We start from the raw sequence: 20,746 nt of genomic DNA, 5'->3' as shown, positions 1-20,746 counted from the left end.
GCTGCGCAGGAGCGTATCGAACTCAGTCATTTAGCATGCAAGCACTTTTTCTATGAACGGACGCAGAGGAAATTTTGCTATGACTGATACACGTCTCACGTATTTGGGTCGCGACCTTGTTGAACCATGTGATATCAGGTCCGCCAGAGACATATTGTTATCCAGTGATATATTCAAGCACTCCCCACGTATGAGTCGCTTGCTGACTTACCTGGTTGAACAGGCGATTCGGGAGTCCGTGCGGGATACCAGTGAATACGCCATTGGCATCGGTGTATTTGACCGAAACCCGGTTTCGTACAGCACGGGGGACGACCCGGTGGTTCGCGTTCAAGTGGGCCGCTTAAGGGCGAAATTGAAGAATTACTATGCCACTTACGGTGCAGACGCGAAGTTGAGAATAGTGATTCCCCTGGGGTGTTACATGCCGACTTTCCAGCGCTGCTCGATCAATCTCGACGGCGCTCAAACCGCCAGTGTGTTTTGTATCTGCCCCTTCAAATGTCTTTCTTCAAACGCAGGCTGGCTCTGTTTTACCGAAGGGCTGCACGAAGAATTGACCCACCACTTATACAAAAACCTGGGACGAAAAATAATCGTCGATTATGCAGGCACTCGCACCCTTTACGCGCCCGATAAAACCATTGCCGCGTTTGCGCATGAGGGCATTGGTCACCGCCTGGAAGGCAGCGTTCATGTTGATTCAGAGCGCGTTAGAACGTCCGTGCGTTTGATCGACGTGACAACCGGCTATGTGGCCTGGTCGGAACAATTCAATCGCGCGGCCTACACCGCGATCGCCCATCAACAGGAACTGGCGTCGTCAATCTGTCATGCCCTCCAGGGTTTTCTTGCGGTAGACGGCGGTGTAACACCAGGGCGCGCCGTGGCCACTTAACGGCGACGCATTGTTACGGTAACGATACTTACCCTTGCTGACACCTCTCCCTAACCTGCGAATTGAATCACCGGGATGCGCAAAACAGTCCGGTGATTCAACTAAACAGTCGCGCGGATCAAGCGGCTGACAAACTTTAATGCGTTAGGGATTAACGGTGAAAAAATGACGACGTTCACGATAGAGTTTGACTTCAACTCAGCCGATCAAAAGGCCGTACTCAAGGAGTTGCAGACCCAGGGTTACAACCTGTTGGCCTATAAGGGCGCAGTAGGTCCTAACCAACTCACCACGGGTGTACCGACGTGGTTCGCTGTACCGTTCGGCACTATGTTCGGGTTAGTCGATATCGACTACCAGCCTATGTACAAGCTGTACGTCACCACCCAAGGTAACATCGCGGCCGATACGACGATTCAAATGCAGTCGATCTCCACCGCGTTGCCACTTGGCAGTGCGCAAACCTTCAATCAGGACGGCACCTTCGTTTCTGGCGGCGTCGCCAGCGTGCCCGCCGACAGCCTGGGGCTGTTCAATAATCGCCCTTCGGGTACCCCGCCCCTGACGGTGGGCCTTGCGGGCCTCGTGACCACTCCCTCGGGCACCCAATACCTGCCGTTCTGTGCCTTCACGTTGAACCCTCAGGGCTCGATCGTGATGAAACCACTGGAAAACATCCTGCTGGTAGCCGCACAGCAAAACCTGCAGTCGGGTAACGTACAGGCCGTAGTCTCGGCGCCGGGCTGCACCTTCTCTTTTTCCGCCAGTACCATCGAATACGATCTGCAAGTGTTGGCGAGCACTTACACCATTACCAACCTGGCCGGGACGCCGTCGGTGTCTCCGGTCAGCTCAGGGTCGACCATTGGCACCATTATTAACTCGGGCGGCTGATCGGGATTAATGACTGGGTATCGCCCGTTTGCGTTTCAGCGCAAACGGGTTTTTTATTCCTGTAGAGGTGTCCCGTGGCTCGATACAAGCCGTGGCTTCGGTTATGCGCAGGCGTTGCAGCAGGCTTGTTTGCCCTCATTAGCCAGGCGGGGACATTACAGCTCACCCTCTACCTGGATACCGATGCGAGGAGGTTTTTGAATGCCAATAATCAATCGATTGTCATCGCCGTGCCCAACCCGGCCTCCGAGGCGAATAACACCGTCATTGCGATCACTTTACCGCCCCCCATCGGCGACTCGATGAACCTGGTGATTGAACAGGACGCCAACCTTTATATAGCCAATGGCACCGTCGCCTCTGTCGAGGTGATTAATATGGGCATGACAAGCCCCGTCGCCTATGGCAACAGCTATGTCTTCAACGGCGTGCAAATTAATGGAAACGGCAAAGGCAAGGACGGCAGTATCGGTATCTACTACGATGCTCCCCCCGACTCGCAGGCGTTGATCACGGGGTTGGCGCTCTATATTTACGACAGCGCATCCGGCAAACCCGACACGCCGTCAGCGCTCAACCTCTTCACGCTGAACCGCTTTCAGACTCGCTATATTTCACAGCCAACAGCGGTTGTATGGGCGTTGGTAGGCAGCGATATCAGTAGCGGCAGTGTGTTGCCGACCAGCGTATTCACCCCTCTATTCGCTTACTCATCGTATTCCTACGCCTCGGTTGGCGTGAGCTCAACGTTCCAACTCAGTCGATACCTGCAAGTACCGTTCGATGCACAGAATCAGGCTGGCATTCACTTTGATACGTCCATCAATGCGTTCTCCCCGGGCCCTTATCCCAAGTAGCGTTACGGTAACGATACTTACCGACATTCGACCGCCCGTCATAGCCTGCAACGGTGGGTTCGGCACTGGGCCCCGCTTCTTAATAACGCAAAAGGGATGGATACCACTATGACGCAAGTGTATAGCTCAGCGACCAACACAGTCGTTGCCAACGGCGGGCCTTACGTAAGTGCAGGCACGCTTCTTTGGGATGTTCCAAACTGCCTTCCCCTGACCGGGCCTACGGTGAATGATCGTTACCTCCTCAGAGACGGGAATCGACCACAGATCTCGGTCATCTGCATTGCCCAGGGCGCACCCGGAATCCAGATGGCGAGGTTCAAGGAGGTCTAGCCACGCGGTAAGAGCCAGTTCTTGAAGTCGTACGACCTCTAGGACAGAACTGGCTCAGCCTTATCTATCCCCGCCAAACAAACCACGCATAAAACCCAGCAAAAAAAGCCGAAAATGCCCAGCATTAAGGCCGCACTCTAAAATTCCTCCTTGCCCCTGCCCTCCAAACGCGCTAAAAAAGCCCCTCAAGTCGTACGACAACCTAACAATAAATAGCCATTCTCGACAATGGCGCCATTGCCCGAGTTCTAATCATGACACCCCCTGCCCCCGCTCTCTTCTCCCGACCTATCGCGGTATTGATTCTGCTCTGCATGGGCTGCGCCTTCGCCGGCAATCATGTCGCTGCGCGCGTTGCCTTTGACGATGGCGCCGGTGTGCTGCTGGCGATTTTGCTGCGCTCCGGCGGCACGTTGTTGGTGCTGGCCGGGTGGGTGCTGTGGCAACGCCAAAGTCTGCGCCTGCCGCCGGGTGCCTGGCGTTGGCAAGTGCTGTTGGGCCTGCTCATCGCCACTCAAAGCCTGTGCCTGTATTCCGCCGTAGCCCGTATACCGGTCGCGCTGGCGTTGCTGGTAGCCAACGTGTTTCCGATGTTGCTGGCACTGCTTACCTGGGCATTGGGTGGCCCGCGCCCCACTGCTCGCACTGCGTTGCTGATGGGGTTGATCCTGGTGGGGCTGGTGTTTGTACTGGACGTGCCCGGGCGCCTGTCGAGCGAGGCCGGCAATGGCCCGCAATGGCTGGTCGGCGTCGCCCTGGCCTTCTGCGCCGCCTGGGTATTTGCCTGCGCGCTGTGGATCACCGACCACAAGTTGTCCCAGGTACGCGGTTCCGTGCGCAGCCTGCTGACGATCTTCATCGTGTTCGCCAGCGTCAACTTTGCGGGCCTGAGTGGCGCCCTGCCCGGCGGCCTCGACACGCCGGCAACCGCGACCGGCTGGCTGGCGCTGGCCACGTTGGTGGTGCTGTATGGCACCGCCTTTATCGTGTTGTTCATGTCGGTACCTCGCCTGGATATGCCGCGAAACGCGCCGGTCATGAACATTGAGCCGCTGGCGACGCTGCTGATGGGCTGGATCGTGCTCGACCAACTGCTCAGCGTCGGGCAGATGCTGGGGGGTGTCATTGTGGTGACGGCCATCGTGCTGCTGACTTATCGCACGTCGCCCCGCCCGCCCGTCAAGGCGCAGGTCTTGCCTGGATCGAGCCCATCAGGTCGCTGCTGACTATGCAGAGGCCTCTTTTGAACGTCGCCACCTGAGCGCCGCCTCGGATAATCAGCGCTCTATTGGCGCATCCCGAGGCGTTCCCCCATGACGAGCCCTTCCACCGAACAGGTCAGCCCCCAAACCTTGCGAAAGGTGATCATCGCCGCCGGCATCGGTAACTTCGTCGAATGGTTTGACTTCGCCGTCTACGGTTTCCTCGCCACCACCATCGCCCAGCAGTTCTTCCCCAGCGGCGATGCCAGCGCGGCGCTGCTCAAGACCTTCGCGGTATTTGCCGTGGCCTTCGCCTTTCGACCCCTGGGCGGGATTTTTTTCGGCATGCTCGGCGACCGCATTGGCCGCAAGCGCACCCTGGCCATGACGATCCTGCTGATGGCCGGCGCCACAACCTTGATCGGCCTGCTCCCCACCTACGCTGCCATCGGTGTCACGGCGCCGATTCTGTTGTCGCTGATCCGCTGCGCTCAGGGCTTCTCGGCCGGGGGCGAATACGCCGGGGCCTGTGCCTATCTGATGGAGCACGCGCCCAGCGACAAACGCGCCTGGTACGGCAGCTTCGTGCCGGTGTCGACGTTCTCGGCCTTCGCCGCCGCAGCAGTGGTGGCGTATGCCCTTGAAGCGTCATTGTCTGGCGAAGCGATGGGCAGTTGGGGCTGGCGCCTGCCGTTCCTGATCGCCGCACCGTTGGGTCTGGTGGGGCTTTACCTGCGTTGGAAACTGGATGAGACGCCCGCCTTCCAGGCCGTGAAACAGGAACACGCGGTCGCCCATTCGCCGCTCAAGGACACCCTGCGTCACCATGCTGCGGCGATCTGCTGCCTGGGCGCTTTTGTATCGCTGACGGCGCTGTCGTTTTATATGTTCACCACCTACTTCGCGACGTACCTGCAAGTGGCGGGCGGGCTGAGTCGGGCGGTTGCGTTGCTGGTGTCGCTGATTGCCCTGATTTTCGCAGCGGCCATTTGCCCGCTGGCCGGGCTGTATTCGGACCGAGTGGGGCGTCGGGTCACGGTGATGACAGCGTGTGTATTGTTGATGGTGGTGGTGTACCCCTCGTTCTTGATGGCCAGTTCCGGTTCGTTCGCGGCGTCGGTCGTCGGCGTGATGTTGCTGGCGGTGGGTGCGGTGTTATGTGGGGTGGTCACGGCGGCGTTGCTGTCGGAAACTTTCCCCACCCGTACGCGATATACCGCCTCGGCGATCACCTACAACATGGCCTATACGATCTTCGGCGGCACCGCGCCGCTGATGGCGACCTGGTTGATCAGCACCACGGGCAGCAACCTGTCACCGGCGTTTTATCTGATCGCGGTGGCGTTGCTGGCGCTGGCCGGCGGGTTGGCGTTGCCGGAGACGTCGAGAATTTCCCTGCATGACGTGGGCTCGGAGGAAAAAGGCGCAGCGCCGTTGCCCTCGCGTTAGGTTCGCGCGTTGCCGCTCAACGATGTCGAACACCGGCGAGACTGCGCGGCCTACCCCTGGTTTCATCCTGCCTGGTAATCGGCGACCAGCTTGTCCAAAAACACAAACAGCTTCTGGTTCATTTCAGCGTAATCGTTATCTCGCAACTCGGCGGGCTGCTGAACAAAGCGGTGGTCGGTGAGCGTTCGCAATTGCGCTTCAGAGGCCTGGATCAACAATTCCACGACGTCTCTGGTGAGTTCCATATGGCATTGAAAGCCATACACCAAAGGCGTGTATTCGACGATCTGACGCGGGCAACCCTCGCTGTGGGCAATGACTTTGGCATCCGGGGTAAGCCCTGGCATGTCGTTGTGCCAATGGCCGACGTCCAAGGTGCTTCCAAAGTGCGAAAACTTTGGATTAGCCAACCCCTCAGCGGTCAGGGAAATCGCAAATTTGCCGATTTCCTTCTCGGGGCTGTGGTCGAAAGCGGCCCCCAATGCCTCGCCTATCAATTGCGACCCCAGGCAAACCCCAACCACAGCGCGTCGCGACAAAATGGCGGTGTGAATGAGCTGACACTCGGCCGCGGCGTCGAAATGCGCGCATTGTGCGGGCGTAGTCGCCGGGTCTTGTGGGCCACCCAGCACCACCAACAGGTCGAATGAGCCCGCATCGGCCGGCAGCGCTTCATTCAGGTAGACGCGCGAATACGTCGCTTGATAACCGCGAGCGGTTACCCAGCCTTCAAATGCACCGGGGGCTTCGTAAGACTCATGCACCAGAAAATGGACGTTCAATTCTTCACCTTTAAAATGAGCGCAGGCCGCACGGCTACCAGGGGTCAATGCCTTATCCGACCAGCCCGGAAAGACACAAGGCGCATACTAATGACACATTGTGTCATTTACAAGCTCAAAGCGATTGCAACGGCACGTAAATATCGGTCTGCCACTGATCCTGCGGTGTCTCGGGGAAAACACTCAGGTAATCGAAGAACAGCGGGTGGTCGCGAAGCTCCTCGCCACTGCCGGGTAGCCAATCGCGATAGATCGGATAAATCGATTCTGCGATGTGATCCGGCGAGCCCGTATGCCGCACCACGACGCAACGCCCGCCGGGGATAACGCGCTCAGTCACGCCAAACTCATTCGCGCTTACCGCCTCGCGCACTTCGCCGCAGATCGCAAACCGGAACTCATCGGCCGGGGTCGTATCAGGGTTACCGAACGCAATACCAAAACTGCGACTGGATGCCACCGGCGACTGTCCACTGTGCAGGCGCCACTGGATAAATTGACCCACGCTTTCACTCACCCGCGCTGGCGCACCGCAGTGCTCGAGGACGGCAACCCTGACGGCTTGAAACTCTACAATTCTTACCTGCATGACAACGCTCCTGGAAAAATGAGGGATGGCGAATACCGCGTTCCACACGTGCCAATCCGGTCGTTTTCGAAAGGCGCTCGGCGCCATACCGAACGCCCGCCTGAATGCTCTGGAAAACGCTTCGGGGCTTTCGAAGCCCGCCCCAACGGCGGCGTCCAGCACCGAATAATCAGCCCTGGAAGACAAGCCGTGCGCCGCGCGCCGTAGTCGCATCAGTTGCACATAACGTGAAACCGGCACGCCCACGAACGCGGTGAATTGCCGGTGAAAGTGAAACGTCGAAAAATTCGCCACACGGCTCAACGTCTTCACGCACAGGTCGCCTTCAAGGTTCGCTTCGATAAAGGCGAGTACCGCATCGAAACGTTTGCTGTAGGCGGCATTGCTCGGCAAGTCAGACACTGGATAAAGGCTCCTGGATATACGCCAGGCACTAGCTTGGGCGATTGCATCGACCCGCGCCTAGCCGTGTTTGCTCAAATGGACGCCCGGCATTTACGCGGGGTTATGCCTGTGGTTTCAACGCGAAGTCGCTTGCAGAGCCAACGCGCGCATTGTCCAGCCGCCTCACGCCACTTGATGCCACGAAGGACCTGAAAAAAACTAGACTCCTGGGACCACTCACTCCGTGGAGAGCCAACATGACTGCTAAAAACACCCTCTGCCTCTGGTACAACGGCACCGCCGAGGAGGCTGCCAACTTTTACGCCAAGACCTTCCCCGACAGCGCGGTGAACGCCGTACGCCGGGCGCCGAGTGATTTCCCGTCCGGCAAACGAGGCGACGTACTGACCGTCGAATTCACCGTACTGGGCATCCCTTGCATCGGCTTGAACGGCGGCCCGATGTTTACCCATAGCGAGGCGTTCTCGTTCCAGATCGCCACCGATGATCAGGCCGAAACGGATCGATACTGGAACGCCATTATCGACAACGGCGGCCAGCCCAGCGCTTGCGGCTGGTGCAAGGACAAGTGGGGGTTGTCGTGGCAAATCACGCCTCGCGTGTTGACGGATGCGGTGGCACACACCGATCCGCAAATAGCTCGGCGTGCGTTTGAAGCGATGATGACCATGACAAAAATCGACATTGCCGCCATCGAAGCCGCCGTGGCTGGGCATTCAGCAGGTCATACTTGACACATTTGCTGACATCCCCTGAAGATGGAGCCCTTCTTCAGGGTGTGTCAGCTTATGTCCGCAACCACGTGGGTTAACCTTTACGTCATTGGCTCGGTTGCCAAGGCGCAAGGTTGCGTGGCGCACGCCCTCAAATCGAAGAAACAGTCGCTCATGTGACCGGGGCGCGCTGTCCCGTCAGATGAGCTGACAGGACATTGAGCGCGGACTCCCTCCCCCCTTGCACAATTGCCCCTGCCCTTCTGACGGTGACTTGACTGGTCCATCCTCAGGAGAAAATGCATGTCATCGTTTCAAGGTATCTGGGTTCCCGTAGTCACACCGTTCAATCACGGCGCCATCGACTTCATCGGCCTGCGCCGGCTGGTCAGCCATCTGCTGGAAAAGCACGTGGCCGGGATCATGGTGTGCACCACCACCGGCGAAGCTGCCGCACTCAGCCGAGAGGAACAACTGGCGGTGCTGGATGCGGTGTTGCAAGTGGCGCCCGCGCACCGTGTGGTGATGGGCCTGGCAGGCAATAATCAGATTGAGTTGTTGGGGTTTCAGAGCGAAATCCTCAAGCGCCCGGTGGCGGGCTTGCTGGTGCCGGCGCCAAGTTACATCCGCCCGTCCCAGGTCGGCCTTGCGGCGTTCTTTCGCACCGTGGCGGATGCGTCCAGCGTGCCGATCATTCTCTACGATATTCCCTACCGCACCGGCGCGACCTTTGAGCAGGCCACCTTGCTGAGCATCGTCGCCCATGAGCGCATCGTGGCGATCAAGGACTGTGGCGGCAACCTGGGTAATACCCTGGCGCTGTTGGCCAGTGGTGAAGTGGACGTGTTGTGCGGCGAGGATGTGCAGATCTTCAACGCCCTGTGCCTGGGTGCCACGGGGGCGATTGCGGCGTCGGCCCATGTGCGCACCGAAGAGTTCGTGGCGCTGTGCCAGCAAGTACGGGATAACCAATGGGTCGAAGCGCGGGCCACGTTCTTCGCATTGTTGCCGCTGATCAACACCTTGTTCATTGAACCCAACCCGGCCCCCGTGAAGGCCGCCCTGGCGTTACAGGGCTTGATCGGCAGCGAGTTGCGGGCACCGCTGCAAAGCGCCAGCGACGCGACCCGGACTCAACTGAACAGCCTGCTCAGCTAGCCCCGCGAGCAACCAAGAACCCATGTGGGAGGGGTTTGCGCCCTCCCACATTGTTGAAACGCCTACATCAGCCTGCCGAGGTGACGCGAGCCCGCGCGCTGTGCAGCTTTTTGTAGCTCTCGATCAAACGCAGATGCCGGTCCAGCCCTTCCAGCTTGATGCTGGTCGGCGTCAAGCCGTAGAACCGCACGCTGCCGTCCACCGACCCCATCACTGCGTCCATGCGCTCATCGCCGAACATGCGGCGCAAGTTGACCGCGTAATCCGCCCGTTCCAGGTCGTCGTCCAGTTCTATCTCCAGCACCGCGTTCATCGCCTGATAGAACAGCCCACGTTCGGCGGTATTGTCGTTGTACTGCAGGAACATCTCTACGCATTCCTTGGCTTCTTCATACTGCTTCAAGGCCAGGAAAATCAGCAGCTTCAACTCCAGGATGGTCAGTTGGCCCCACGCCGTGTTGTCGTCGAACTCGATGCCGATCAGCGTGGTGATGTCGGTGTAGTCGTCCAGCTCGCTTTCGATCAGGCGCTCGACCAACGCTTGCAGCTCATCCTCGTCAAGGCTGTGCAGGTTGAGGATATCGGCGCGGAAGAACAGCGCTTGGTTGGTGTTGTCCCAGATCAGATCGTCCACCGGGTAGATTTCCGAGTAATCCGGTACCAGGATGCGGCAGGCGGTGGCGCCGAGGTGTTCGTACACCGCCATATAGGTTTCTTTGCCCATGCCTTCGAGAATGCCGAACAAGGTCGCGGCCTCTTGGGCGTTGGAGTCTTCGCCCTCGCCCGAGAAGTCCCATTCGACAAATTCATATTCCGACTGCGCGCTGAAAAAACGCCACGACACCACGCCGCTGGAATCGATGAAGTGTTCGACGAAGTTGTTCGGCTCAGTCACGGCCTGGGCTTCGAAGGTCGGCTGCGGCAAGTCGTTCAAGCCTTCGAAACTGCGGCCTTGCAGCAGTTCGGTAAGGCTGCGCTCCAGCGCCACTTCCAGGCTTGGGTGAGCGCCGAACGAGGCAAACACGCCGCCGGTGCGCGGGTTCATCAAGGTCACGCACATCACCGGGAATTCACCGCCCAGCGACGCGTCCTTGACCAGTACCGGGAAGCCCTGGGCCTGCAAGCCCTCAATGCCCGCCACAATGCCTGGGTACTTGGCCAGCACCTCGGCCGGCACGTCCGGCAGGGCAAATTCGCCTTCGATGATTTCGCGCTTGACCGCCCGCTCGAAGATCTCCGACAGGCATTGCACCTGGGCTTCGGCCAAGGTGTTGCCCGCGCTCATACCGTTGCTCAGGTAGAGGTTTTCGATCAGGTTGGACGGGAAGTACACCACCTCGCCATCCGACTGGCGCACGAACGGCAGCGAAACAATGCCACGCGCTTCGTTGCCCGAGTTGGTGTCGAACAGGTGCGAGCCGCGCAACTCGCCTTCGCGGTCGTAGACCTTGCGGCAGTAGGCGTCGAGGATTTCGCTGGGCAATTCGTCGTTGGGTCCCGGTTGGAACCAGCGCTCATCCGGATAGTGAACGAACGGCGCGTTGGCCAGTTCCTCACCCCAGAACTGGTCGTTATAGAAGAAGTTGCAATTGAGCCGCTCGATAAACTCGCCCAGCGCCGACGCCAAGGCGCCCTCTTTGGTCGCGCCCTTGCCGTTGGTGAAGCACATCGGCGAGTGCGCATCGCGAATATGCAGCGACCACACGTTAGGCACGATATTGCGCCACGAGGCGATCTCGATCTTCATCCCCAGGCCGGCGAGGATCCCCGACATATTGGCGATGGTCTGCTCCAGCGGCAGGTCCTTGCCGGCAATGTACGTGCCCCCTTGCGAGGTACTGCCGGGCATCAACAAGGCCTGGGCATCGGCGTCGAGGTTTTCCACTTCCTCGATCACAAACTCCGGCCCGGCCTGCACCACTTTCTTCACGGTGCAACGGTCGATGGAGCGCAGGATGCCCTGGCGGTCCTTATCGGAAATATCCGCCGGCAACTCCACCTGGATTTTGAAGATCTGGTTATAGCGGTTTTCCGGGTCGACGATATTGTTCTGCGACAGGCGAATATTGTCGGTGGGGATATTGCGGGTCTGGCAGTACAACTTCACAAAGTACGCCGCGCACAACGCCGACGAAGCGAGGAAATAGTCGAATGGCCCCGGCGCCGAACCATCGCCCTTGTAGCGAATGGGTTGGTCGGCAATCACCGTGAAGTCATCGAACTTGGCTTCAAGCCGGAGGTTGTCGAGAAAGTTGACCTTGATTTCCATGGGGGCACACCAGAATACGGGCTAAACAAAAATGGCGGCCATTATGAGGTTTTTCGTCGACTGATTTCAGGCTTTTGACCAATGGCGGGCGAAATAGCCCATGTGCATTAATCTTCTGCCGGTTAGTGCCGATGCACTGGGTGCAACCAGGGAGTAGTCGGAATGCGCAATAACCAGCCGGTAACACAACGCGAAATTTCACTCGCACCATCGCAAAAACTTATCTCTGCCACCGATACGCAGGGTGGCATCACCTACTGTAACGATGCTTTTGTCGAGATCAGTGGCTTTGAACGAGCCGACCTGATCGGCGCCCCGCAGAACATCGTGCGTCACCCCGACGTACCCCCGGCCGTCTTTGCGCACATGTGGAGTGCGCTGAAAAAAGGCCTGCCGTGGATGGGGATCGTCAAGAACCGCTCGAAAAACGGCGACCATTACTGGGTCAACGCGTACGTTACGCCGATCTTCGAAGGCAGCCGGGTGGTGGGTTTCGAGTCGGTGCGGGTCAAGCCCAGCGCCGACGAAATCCGTCGCGCCCAGGCGCTGTATCGACGCCTGGGCCAAGGCAAATCCGGCGTTTCGCTGCAGGATGCCTGGCTGCCGGCGCTTTTAGGCTGCGCGCCCTATGCCGTCACCGGTGTTGCCGGCGCCCTCGGCGGGCTGTTCCTCAGCGCACCGGCCGCCATCGCCGTGGCGGTGGCCGTCGCGGTACCGGTGGGCATGCTCTGCGCACGCTGGCGCCAAGGCAGCACCTTGCGTTTGTTGGAGGGGGTCGAACCCTCGACGTCGGATGCCTTGATCGCCCAGATGTACAGCGACGCACGCGGCCCTCAAGCGCGGTTGGAAACAGCATTCCTCAGCCAGCATGCACGCCTGAAAACCTGCCTCACGCGCCTACAGGACAGTGCCGAACAACTCAGCGCGCTGGCCGGGCAATCCGATCAATTGGCGACCGCCAGTTCCAGGGGCCTTGACCGTCAGCGCGTCGAAACCGAACAGGTCTCGGCGGCGGTCAACCAGATGGCGGCCACCACCCAGGAAGTCGCGAGCCATGTGCAACGTACCGCCGACGCCACCCAGCAAGCCAATGTGCTGACCGGCCGCGGCCGCGAAGTGGCGCGCGATACCCGCGAGGCCATCGAGCGATTGTCTACCGTGGTCGGCGAGACGGGCGCCACCGTGGCGCAACTGGCCCGCGACAGCGATGAAATCGGCAGCGTGGTGGACGTGATCAAAGGCATCGCCGATCAGACCAACCTGCTGGCGCTCAACGCCGCCATCGAAGCCGCCCGCGCGGGCGAACAAGGCCGTGGCTTTGCCGTGGTGGCCGATGAAGTGCGCCAACTGGCACAGCGCACCTCGCAGTCCACGACGCAGATCCACGCCCTGATCACCCAATTGCAAGCGTCTTCCAACAATGCCGTGCTCAGCATGGAAAACGGCCAACGCCAGGCCCAGGAAGGCGTGGCCTGGGTGCTGGAAGCGGATCAGGCGTTGGTGGGCATCAGCGAAGCGGTGTCGCACATTACGGAGATGACCACCCAGATCGCCGCCGCCACCGAAGAACAAAGTGCCGTCGCCGAGGAGATCAGCCGCAACATCACCACCATCGCCGAGTTGGCCGACCAGACCTCGCTGCAAGCCCATCAATCCACCGGGTTGAGCAAAGAGCTGACCAACACCGCCGCCACTCAATATGCGCTGGTAGAACGTTTCAATCGCTGAGTAAAACGCGACGGGGCTTGAGCGCGTTGACCAGACGCGCTCAACCGCGAGACTGCACGAACAACCGGGCTTTACGCGTCAACTGATCCAGGTGCCGATCCCGCTGTTTCTCAGCGTCCACCATGGCGCGCTTGCCGTGTTTCTGCAGCAGGTAGGTGTGGATCTGGCGCACCTCCAGCGAGCTGTAGATCGGCGCGACATCCAGCACGCCCATCAAGCCATCGGTGGCGTAGTCGCGGGTGTTCATCAGCACTTGGGTGCCGCGCGCAGCGCGTACTTGAAAACCCATGGCTTCGAAGGCCGCGACCTTTTCCACCGCACAGGCCAGTTCGGCATGGGGGTAGCGCGCGAGCACGTCCTGCATCATGCCCCGCGCCACGCCCTGTCGGCGGCAACCGGCCTGCACCGCCATAAAGGCAATGCCGCACGCCTGGGGATCATCCTTGACCGGCAAGCACAACAAAAAGCCGAGAACCCGCTCGGCATCCTGCGCATCGGTGGCGACGATCAGTTCCACTGCAATGCCCTTGTCGCCCTTCAGCGCCTCCAGGTACAGGTGCACTTCAAAGCCAATCGCATACTGGTAGATGTTGTAGAGCAGGTTGCTCGGCGGCAGCGCCACGCTACTGATGTCGGTGAGGTTGTCCACCACCAGTTGCAGGATCTGGCCATTGATGGTCTCGGGGCACGGCGTGGTGTAGCGGGTAAGGCTGAACATGCAAATTCCTGGGTTTCGCGTCAAGGCGGCGGCGATTGTACCTGTTGCGCAGGGGTTATTGCCCACACACCTCACGCAAGCAGCCACGCAGCCAACGATGGGCGAGGTCCGCGTCCAGCCGTGGGTGCCAGAGCATCGCCACGGTGAAGGTCGGCAAGCTGACCGGCAGTGCAAAGCAGAACAGGTCGTGGCGGTGGGCGGTGTAGCGCTCGGGCACGCTGGCGATCAAGTCGCTGTCGCGTGCCAGGGCCATGGCCGTGGAGAAGCCGGCAACGATGCTGGTGATCTGTCGCGTGAAGCCCAAGCGCTCGAGCGCAGCGTCGATCTGACCACGGTCCTGCCCGCGACGCGAGACGTAGACGTGCCGGCCCTCGGCAAAACGCTGTGCGCTGATGGCGCCCCGGCTAAGGGGATGGCCCTTGCGCACCACGCCGATCAAGCGGTCGCGAAACAGCGCCTGGGTCAACACTTCGGGGCTGGCGGCGGGGTCGACCACACCCGTTTCCAGATCCACCCGGCCATCGCGCAGCAAGGCGCTGTCCTTGTCGGTCTTGTTGACGAAGCGCAGGCGCACCCCAGGCGCCTCTTGGGCGATACGCGCGAGCAACGCCGGGCCCACGTGCTCGACGAACTCTTCACTGGTGCGCAGGGTGAAGGTGCGCTCTACCTGATGCATATCCAGGCTCAACGTCGGGCGCAACACGGCGTGTGCGTCCTGCACCAGACGGCTGACCTGTTCGCGCAACTCCAGCGCTCGCGGGGTTGGCACCAGGCCACGACCGGCACGCACCAGCAGCGGGTCGCCGGTGGTGTCGCGCAGACGCGCCAGCGCACGGCTCATGGCCGAGGCACTCAGGCCCAGGCGCTTGGCTGCGCCGGCAACGCTGCCTTCGGCGAGCAGCACATCCAGGGTGATCAGCAGATTCAGATCGGGCATCAGCGCTCCTTGGCAGGCGTCATATGCAGGTATTGAGTGCAAACCATGCGCCTTCCGCCATGTTAGGCCACGCCGTAGAGTTGTGACAGTTGCAGTCACTCAAGGAATCTCCCATGCCCTCCTCCCCACGCGGCGGTCTCGTCAGCCTGTCGTTGTCCATGTTGCTGGCGTCCCTCGGCACCAGCATCGCCAATGTCGGCCTTCCCAGCCTGGCGCTGGCGTTCGATGCGTCGTTTCACGCGGTGCAGTGGGTGGTGTTGGCCTACCTGCTGGCGATCACGGCCGTCATCGTCAATGCCGGCCGCCTGGGTGATCGCCTCGGGCGCCGCCGCCTGCTGCTGGGCGGGTTGCTGTTGTTTACTTTCGCCTGCGGCGTATGCGCCGTGGCGCCGTCGCTGAATGCGTTGATCGCCGCGCGGGTCCTGCAAGGGCTGGGCGCGGCGAGCATGATGGCGATGGCCCTGGGCATGGTCGGCGATACCGTCACCAAAGAGCGCACCGGCCGGGCGATGGGCTTGCTCGGCACCGTGTCGGCCGTGGGCACCGCCATGGGGCCCAGCGTGGGTGGGATGCTGCTCAGCCTGTGGAGCTGGCGCGCGTTATTCCTGGCGGGCATGCCCCTGGGGCTGCTGGCGGTGGCGCTGGCGTGGCGCTGCCTGCCGCCGGATCGGCACGGCACGCAGTCAGCCGCGCGGTTGAGCCTCTGGGCGCCGCTCAACGATGCAGCGCTGCGCACAGGCCTGGCAATGAGCACGTTGATCGCCGCCGTGATCATGGCCACCTTTGTGGTCGGGCCGTTTTACCTGTCCCGCGGCCTGGGCCTGGGCCCTGAGTGGATGGGCCTGGCGCTGGCCGTCGGGCCGTGCGTCGCGGCGCTCACCGGCGTACCCGCCGGCCGCCTCACCGACCGCCTCGGCAGCCAGCGCATGACACGCGCCGGGCTGGGCATTCTGCTGTGTGGCGCGCTGCTGCTGTCGTTGACTTCGGGGTTGATTGCCTACCTGGCCGCGCTGATGATCCTGACCACGGGTTACAGCCTGTTCCAGGCCGCCAATAACACAGGCGTCATGAGCGATGTGGAGGCCGCACGCCGGGGGACAATCTCCGGTTTGCTCAACCTGTCGCGCAATCTGGGCCTGATTGTCGGCACCTCGGCCCTGGGCGCGGTGTTCGCCTGGGTCACCCCCAACGTCACCCACGCCGCGCCGCAGGCGGTGACGCATGGCTTGCACGCCACCTTCGCCGTGGCCGTCGGCTTGATCCTGGTCGCCATGGCGATGGCATGGGGCCACACCTGTGCGGCGAACGGCGTGCAGAACACCCGTTGAGGCAAAAAAACAAAAAAGGCGTTGCGCCAGACCGGGTTACATCGCGCATCATGGGCACTTTCAAGCTCAAGGGTAACGTCCATGCGCGTTCTGTCATTGATGATGGGCCTCACGACGCTGGCCGCCAGTACGGTGTTCTGCGCCAGCGCGATGGCGAATGAAGAAAGTCAGTTGGTACAACAGATCAACCAATACCGCAGCCAGGTGCAGCGCTGCGGTGACCAGGGTTCCCAGGAACTGCCACCGTTGGCCAGCGACACGCGGCTGGTGCTCCCGGCCAACAACGTCGGCGATTTGCAGCAGGCCCTGGCCCGCGCCGCTTACCCGATGGTGAATGTGCAGGCCATCAGCCTCTCCGGCCCCAAGGATGCCCAGGCCGCCATGAAGGCCGTGCGCGAAAGCTTCTGCCGGGTGGTGCTGGACCCGCAATTCGTCGACATCGGCGTGAGCAACAGCGGCCAGGACTGGCGCATCGTGCTGGCCCGCCCGCTGCTATCGAGCGGCCTGGGCGACTGGCAAACCGAAGGCAGGAAACTGCTGGACCTGATCAACACCGCCCGCGTCCAACCCCGCCAATGCGGCGCCCAGGCATTCAGCGCCACCACGCCGCTGTCGTGGAACGACACCCTGGCCAGCGCCGCCAACAGCCATACCCGAAACATGGCCAACGGCAACTTCTTCGACCACCTGGACCACGACGGCCGCACCCCTGGCGACCGCGCCGAACTGGCCGGGTACATCGCGAAGAACATCGGCGAAAATATTGCCGCCGGCCTGGATACCCCACGCAAAGTCGTCGATGGCTGGCTCGCCAGCCCCGGTCACTGCGCCAACCTGATGAACCCGCAATTTCGTGAACTGGGCGCCGCGTATGCGATGGACCCCAAGAGCGATGCGGGCATCTACTGGACCGGTCTGTTCGGCACGCAATAACGGGCTGGGCCAACACCCGGCGGGCGGCCCGGCCTGCTCAAACGCATAGAGCAGCCAGCCGCCCGCTCGCGGATATTCGCGCTGAACTGACAGCGTCGGCACGGGTCTGTAGCTTTGCGCCGGGCATTCAAGCGCGCTGTGGATTCTGGTTAAAGGTGTTCTCCCAATGATGAATTGGCTGCAAAGCAGCAGCGAAATGGCTGAACGCGTGCGTCAGCATGATTGGGCCGGTACGCCCCTGGGGCCGCTGGAGCAGTGGCCGGATGTGCTCAAAACCACCGTGGCACTGTGTTTCGCTTCGAGCTTTCCCCAGGCGATTGTCTGGGGGCCGCAGTTGATCACGCTGTACAACGACGCCTTTACGCCAATCCTCGGTAACAAACCCTACGCACTCGGGCGCACCTTCAGCGAAGTGTGGAGCGAGGCATGGGCTGAGATCAGCCCCATTTGCGACGCTGCCTTCCAAGGCCACGCCACGTATATCGAGAATTTCCCGCTGGTGATCGAACGCGGCCAGGCGCAGGAGCAGGCTTACTTCACCTTCTGCTACAGCCCGATCCGCGACCCACAGGGCGCCGTGGTGGGCATGCTTGATACGGTGACCGAAACCACCGCCACCGTATTCCTCACCCGGCGCCTGGCGGTGCTCGATGCCATCGGTCACGCCGTGGTCAATGCCGCCGATGCCGAAGCCATCATGGCCAGCACCACCCGTCTGCTGGCCGAACACCTGCGCGTGAGCAACTGCGCCTACGCCGACATGGACGCCGACGAGGACGGCTTCACCATCCGCGACAATTGGGCTGCCCCAGGTTCGCCGAACATCGTTGGGCGCTACAGCCTGGCAGCGTTCGGGGAACGCGCCGTGACCAGCCTGAAGGCCGGCGAACCGCTGGTGATCCAGGACAACCTGCGCGAATTGCCTGCCGCGGAATCTGCCAGCTTCCGGGCCCTGGGCGTCAGCGCCACCCTCTGCATGCCGCTGATCAAAAACGGCCGCCTGACCGCCTTGATGGCTGTACACAACCACTCACCTCGGACCTGGTCACCTTACGACCTGGCCTTGCTGCGCGAGGTCACCGAGCGTTCCTGGGCGCATATCGAGCGGGTGCGCGCTGACGCCGACGTGCGCCAAGGCCTGGCCGCCTTTGCCGAACTGAACAGGACCCTGGAACAGCGCGTGCAAGAGCGCACCGTTGCGTTGGCCCAGGCCGAAGCCGCGTTGCGCCAGTCGCAGAAACTTGAAGCCATCGGTCAATTGACCGGTGGCGTGGCCCATGACTTCAACAACCTGCTGACAATCATTCGCTCATCGGTGGACTTTTTGCGCCAGCCGGGCCTGCCCGAAGATCGGCGCCAACGCTACATGAGTGCGGTGTCCGACACGGTGGAGCGGGCCAGTAAATTGACCAGCCAACTGCTCGCCTTTGCCCGCCGCCAACCGCTCAACCCGGAAGTCTTCGACGTGGGCCAGCAGGTGCGGAATATCGGCGAGATGCTCGAAAGCGTCACCGGGGCGCGCATTCACGTACAGGTCGAGCTGCCCTCGCATGCCTGCTTCGCACGGGTCGATTCCAGCCAATTTGAAACCGCGCTGATCAACATGGCCCTCAATGCCCGCGATGCCATGGGCGGCCAGGGCACGCTGACGTTGCGGGTCGTCGGCGGGCAGCCGCTGCCGAGCATCCGTGGCGATGCGGGGGCCGGCCAGCCGTATATCGCCGTCTCGCTGGCCGATACCGGCCAAGGCATTGCGCCGCAAACCATCGAGCGCATATTCGAGCCGTTCTTTACCACCAAGGCCGTGGGCAAAGGTACCGGGCTGGGCCTGTCCCAGGTGTTCGGCTTTGCCAAGCAGTCCGGCGGCAATATCGACGTGGCCAGCACCCTCGGCGAAGGCAGCGTGTTCACGTTGTACCTGCCGCAGGTAGAAGCGCTGGCATCGCGGCATGCCATCCCGCAGGAACCCCCGGCGCCCGCCCACAATACCGCCCAGTGCCGCGTGTTGATCGTGGAGGACAACCTCGAAGTCGGGCGGTTTGCCACCCAGATTCTGCAAGACCTGGGCTACCAGACCACCTGGGCCACCGATGGCGAGCAGGCGCTGACCCTCGCGGGCCAGGATGCCATGGCGTTCGATGTGGTCTTCTCGGATGTGGTAATGCCCGGCATCACCGGCGTGGCCATGGCCAAACTGCTGCGCCGGCGCCGTGCCGACCTGCCCGTGGTGCTCACCTCGGGCTACAGCGAAGAGCTGGCCGACAGCGGCTACGAAGGGTTCGAGTTTCTCGCCAAACCGTACTCCGCCGAGCAGGTCTCGCGGGTGTTGACCAAGGCCATCTGCAAGGACTGAACGGCGCCCTACTCCGCCAGTGCCACTTGGTTGCGGCCTTGGGCCTTGGCCCGGTACAGCGCCTTGTCCGCCGTATTCATCAAGCCGTGCAGGTCTTGATCCAACGCATTGGCGAAGGCCACTCCCAAACTGGCGCTGAGCCCATGCACCGGGTCGCAGGCCAGGCCGGAGATGGCCTTGACCAGTTGTTCGGCAATCTCCCGCGCGGTTTCCAAGGTGGTGTTGGGCAACAGCACGGCAAACTCTTCGCCCCCCAGGCGGCCGTACACATCGGCCTTGCGGAACGATGCGCTGATCACCCCGCCAATCTGGCGCAGCACCTGGTCACCGGCCTGGTGCCCGTAGGTATCGTTGATCTGCTTGAAATGGTCCATGTCCATCATCAACGCACACAAGGGTTGCTGGTGATGGCGGCACTGTGCGTACAACAGGTGCGCATGTTCGAAAAACGCGCGGCGATTCATCAAGCCGGTCAGCTCGTCGGTTTGGGCCGCACGCGTGGAAATATTGTGGGCACGCTCCATTTGCCGGGTCAGGCGAAAGGCTTTTTCCAGGGCATCGGAGAGTTTGCGTGTAGCGCTGACCACAAACGTGCTGAACACCAACACCGCGATCGCTACCCCCACCTGCATCGAGGACGGCTGGAACAGCAGCCACACCGTACAGGGCAGCAGCACCAGCGCAATCGACAACAGCGTCATGTTGCGATAGGCCGAATAGCACGAGACCGCGCTCACCGACATGCCCACGGTGAACAGCATCACCAGCACTTGGGACAAACGGTCATCGGCGGGCATCACCGCAAACGCGCCGGCGCCCCAGATACTGGCCGAGAGCGTCAGGGTGATCCAGTAGCGGCGCTCCCAGCGGTCCGGCGTGCGTTCGCTGTTGGGGCAGCGAAACCAGTCCATGAACATCTTGATCCGCAGCATCGACGAGGCCGTCAGCAGCACCAACCAGCCCAGCATGACGGTGTGGTCGAAGCGATCCCAGCACAGCCAGCAGAGCATCGCTGCCGCCAGATAACTGCCGAAAATGGCCGCAAATGACTGCCGAAACAGTTGGTGCAGACGGTCGGTGCGCACCTGCTCTTCTATAAAGCAATCCTGGTCCTGCTCACGCCCAAGGCCATTCATGAAATTCGCCTGATTCGACTGCCGCGACAAAGGTGCCATTGTGGCACCCTGCCAGCACCGCGGA

General features: G+C 61.2%; 17 protein-coding genes and 1 pseudogene. 12 read left to right on the top strand and 6 right to left on the bottom strand.

Annotated features, from left to right (window positions below; genetic code table 11):
- The first annotated feature begins 190 nt into the window (after positions 1-190).
- From AB4O23_RS16955 to AB4O23_RS16935, 5 genes are all read left to right on the top strand, one after another.
- Positions 191-898, top strand: coding sequence for a hypothetical protein (locus AB4O23_RS16955; RefSeq protein ID WP_223271464.1), 708 nt, complete (start codon positions 191-193; stop codon positions 896-898).
- Positions 899-1,063: 165 nt separating this feature from the next.
- Positions 1,064-1,792, top strand: coding sequence for a hypothetical protein (locus AB4O23_RS16950; protein ID WP_017528451.1), 729 nt, complete (start codon positions 1,064-1,066; stop codon positions 1,790-1,792).
- A 74-nt stretch (positions 1,793-1,866) separates the two neighbouring features.
- Positions 1,867-2,649, top strand: a complete 783-nt coding sequence (locus AB4O23_RS16945; RefSeq protein WP_223495731.1) for a hypothetical protein — start codon at positions 1,867-1,869, stop codon at positions 2,647-2,649.
- Positions 2,650-3,236: 587 nt separating this feature from the next.
- Complete coding sequence (locus AB4O23_RS16940; RefSeq protein ID WP_032883464.1) at positions 3,237-4,208, top strand: EamA family transporter; 972 nt, start codon at positions 3,237-3,239, stop codon at positions 4,206-4,208.
- Positions 4,209-4,295: 87 nt separating this feature from the next.
- Positions 4,296-5,633 (top strand): MFS transporter, encoded by a 1,338-nt coding sequence (locus AB4O23_RS16935; RefSeq protein ID WP_065878964.1) that lies wholly within the window; start codon positions 4,296-4,298, stop codon positions 5,631-5,633.
- A gap of 62 nt (positions 5,634-5,695) precedes the next feature.
- Here AB4O23_RS16935 and AB4O23_RS16930 read toward each other — a convergent pair whose 3' ends face one another.
- Positions 5,696-6,415, bottom strand: coding sequence for a type 1 glutamine amidotransferase (locus tag AB4O23_RS16930; RefSeq protein ID WP_017528457.1), 720 nt, complete (start codon positions 6,413-6,415; stop codon positions 5,696-5,698).
- A 115-nt stretch (positions 6,416-6,530) separates the two neighbouring features.
- Complete coding sequence (locus AB4O23_RS16925; RefSeq protein WP_017528458.1) at positions 6,531-7,406, bottom strand: AraC family transcriptional regulator; 876 nt, start codon at positions 7,404-7,406, stop codon at positions 6,531-6,533.
- Positions 7,407-7,645: 239 nt separating this feature from the next.
- Between AB4O23_RS16925 and AB4O23_RS16920 the strand changes: the two genes are divergently transcribed.
- Together AB4O23_RS16920 and dapA are read left to right on the top strand one after the other, a co-directional pair.
- Positions 7,646-8,143, top strand: a complete 498-nt coding sequence (locus tag AB4O23_RS16920) for a VOC family protein (protein WP_017528459.1) — start codon at positions 7,646-7,648, stop codon at positions 8,141-8,143.
- 282 nt (positions 8,144-8,425) lie between these two features.
- Positions 8,426-9,280: a 4-hydroxy-tetrahydrodipicolinate synthase gene (gene dapA / locus AB4O23_RS16915; RefSeq protein ID WP_460150205.1), complete on the top strand. Its 855-nt coding sequence runs from the start codon at positions 8,426-8,428 to the stop codon at positions 9,278-9,280.
- Between the two features lie 67 nt (positions 9,281-9,347).
- Here dapA and AB4O23_RS16910 read toward each other — a convergent pair whose 3' ends face one another.
- A complete protein-coding gene (locus tag AB4O23_RS16910; protein WP_460060054.1) occupies positions 9,348-11,549 on the bottom strand; it encodes an OsmC domain/YcaO domain-containing protein in 2,202 nt (733 codons plus the stop codon).
- A gap of 162 nt (positions 11,550-11,711) precedes the next feature.
- Here AB4O23_RS16910 and AB4O23_RS16905 point away from each other — a divergent pair.
- Together AB4O23_RS16905 and AB4O23_RS16900 are read left to right on the top strand one after the other, a co-directional pair.
- A pseudogene (locus AB4O23_RS16905) lies at positions 11,712-11,984 on the top strand (PAS domain-containing protein); the annotation flags it as partial.
- 258 nt (positions 11,985-12,242) lie between these two features.
- A complete protein-coding gene (locus AB4O23_RS16900) occupies positions 12,243-13,277 on the top strand; it encodes a methyl-accepting chemotaxis protein (protein WP_411736591.1) in 1,035 nt (344 codons plus the stop codon).
- Between the two features lie 40 nt (positions 13,278-13,317).
- Here AB4O23_RS16900 and AB4O23_RS16895 read toward each other — a convergent pair whose 3' ends face one another.
- Complete coding sequence (locus AB4O23_RS16895) at positions 13,318-13,995, bottom strand: GNAT family N-acetyltransferase (RefSeq protein WP_017528464.1); 678 nt, start codon at positions 13,993-13,995, stop codon at positions 13,318-13,320.
- A 55-nt stretch (positions 13,996-14,050) separates the two neighbouring features.
- The gene (locus AB4O23_RS16890; RefSeq protein ID WP_017528465.1) at positions 14,051-14,932 is read right to left on the bottom strand and encodes a LysR family transcriptional regulator; all 882 of its coding nucleotides are present in this window, start codon (positions 14,930-14,932) and stop codon (positions 14,051-14,053) included.
- Between the two features lie 113 nt (positions 14,933-15,045).
- Here AB4O23_RS16890 and AB4O23_RS16885 point away from each other — a divergent pair, with 113 nt between their 5' ends.
- The 3 genes from AB4O23_RS16885 (at position 15,046) to AB4O23_RS16875 (ending at position 19,546) form a co-directional block, all read left to right on the top strand.
- On the top strand, positions 15,046-16,260 hold the full coding sequence (locus AB4O23_RS16885; RefSeq protein WP_217855068.1) for an MFS transporter: 1,215 nt from the start codon (positions 15,046-15,048) through the stop codon (positions 16,258-16,260).
- A gap of 81 nt (positions 16,261-16,341) precedes the next feature.
- On the top strand, positions 16,342-17,193 hold the full coding sequence (locus AB4O23_RS16880; protein ID WP_017528466.1) for a CAP domain-containing protein: 852 nt from the start codon (positions 16,342-16,344) through the stop codon (positions 17,191-17,193).
- Positions 17,194-17,359: 166 nt separating this feature from the next.
- On the top strand, positions 17,360-19,546 hold the full coding sequence (locus AB4O23_RS16875; RefSeq protein WP_068936579.1) for a GAF domain-containing protein: 2,187 nt from the start codon (positions 17,360-17,362) through the stop codon (positions 19,544-19,546).
- Positions 19,547-19,554: 8 nt separating this feature from the next.
- Here AB4O23_RS16875 and AB4O23_RS16870 read toward each other — a convergent pair whose 3' ends face one another.
- Positions 19,555-20,721 carry a GGDEF domain-containing protein gene (locus AB4O23_RS16870; protein ID WP_017528468.1) on the bottom strand — a complete coding sequence of 389 codons (1,167 nt, stop codon included), beginning with the start codon at positions 20,719-20,721 and terminating at the stop codon, positions 19,555-19,557.
- Between the last annotated feature and the right edge of the window lie 25 nt (positions 20,722-20,746).

This window comes from Pseudomonas sp. H2_A10 (assembly GCF_054680085.1).
This window is presented reverse-complemented; position numbering and strand designations above follow the sequence as displayed.

Excerpts from the sequence above, each read along its gene's own strand:
- AB4O23_RS16955 (WP_223271464.1), top strand. The coding sequence starts at position 191 with ATGAGTCGCTTGCTGACTTACCTGGTTGAACAGGCGATTCGGGAGTCC.
- AB4O23_RS16950 (WP_017528451.1), top strand. The coding sequence starts at position 1,064 with ATGACGACGTTCACGATAGAGTTTGACTTCAACTCAGCCGATCAAAAG.
- AB4O23_RS16940 (WP_032883464.1), top strand. The coding sequence starts at position 3,237 with ATGACACCCCCTGCCCCCGCTCTCTTCTCCCGACCTATCGCGGTATTG.
- AB4O23_RS16935 (WP_065878964.1), top strand. The coding sequence starts at position 4,296 with ATGACGAGCCCTTCCACCGAACAGGTCAGCCCCCAAACCTTGCGAAAG.
- AB4O23_RS16920 (WP_017528459.1), top strand. The coding sequence starts at position 7,646 with ATGACTGCTAAAAACACCCTCTGCCTCTGGTACAACGGCACCGCCGAG.
- dapA (WP_460150205.1), top strand. The coding sequence starts at position 8,426 with ATGTCATCGTTTCAAGGTATCTGGGTTCCCGTAGTCACACCGTTCAAT.
- AB4O23_RS16910 (WP_460060054.1), bottom strand. The coding sequence starts at position 11,549 with ATGGAAATCAAGGTCAACTTTCTCGACAACCTCCGGCTTGAAGCCAAG.
- AB4O23_RS16895 (WP_017528464.1), bottom strand. The coding sequence starts at position 13,995 with ATGTTCAGCCTTACCCGCTACACCACGCCGTGCCCCGAGACCATCAAT.
- AB4O23_RS16890 (WP_017528465.1), bottom strand. The coding sequence starts at position 14,932 with ATGCCCGATCTGAATCTGCTGATCACCCTGGATGTGCTGCTCGCCGAA.
- AB4O23_RS16885 (WP_217855068.1), top strand. The coding sequence starts at position 15,046 with ATGCCCTCCTCCCCACGCGGCGGTCTCGTCAGCCTGTCGTTGTCCATG.
- AB4O23_RS16880 (WP_017528466.1), top strand. The coding sequence starts at position 16,342 with ATGCGCGTTCTGTCATTGATGATGGGCCTCACGACGCTGGCCGCCAGT.
- AB4O23_RS16875 (WP_068936579.1), top strand. The coding sequence starts at position 17,360 with ATGATGAATTGGCTGCAAAGCAGCAGCGAAATGGCTGAACGCGTGCGT.
- AB4O23_RS16870 (WP_017528468.1), bottom strand. The coding sequence starts at position 20,721 with ATGGCACCTTTGTCGCGGCAGTCGAATCAGGCGAATTTCATGAATGGC.